This is a genomic window from Pseudoneobacillus rhizolycopersici, assembly GCF_054786815.1.
Genome location: NZ_JBTOOE010000075.1, coordinates 1 through 295, shown reverse-complemented (window position 1 = coordinate 295; position 295 = coordinate 1). Strand labels below are relative to the sequence as shown.

Sequence of the window (295 nt, the reverse complement as noted above, 5' to 3'; positions counted from 1 at the left end):
AACCAACGCATGACGGAGTCAAAGTCCGTTGCCTTACCGCTTGGCTATAGCCCAAAGTTAATAATATTATAGGTTAATTCTAGCTTGTCCATTTTTCACTTTTTTATGAAAAATAAATGGTGGTGGGGGACGGATTCGAACCGCCGAACCCAAAGGGAGCGGATTTACAGTCCGCCGCGTTTAGCCACTTCGCTACCCCACCAAAACGATATTAAACTATTTCGCTAATGCGAAAAAGTTCTGGTGCCGGCTAGAGGACTTGAACCCCCAACCTACTGATTACAAGTCAGTTGCT

The 295-nt window shown here is 45.1% G+C and carries 1 tRNA gene; it reads right to left on the bottom strand.

The window, feature by feature from the left end:
* Window positions 1-117: 117 nt before the first annotated feature.
* Window positions 118-202 (bottom strand) — tRNA-Tyr (locus ACX9YW_RS22905).
* Window positions 203-295 lie beyond the last annotated feature (93 nt).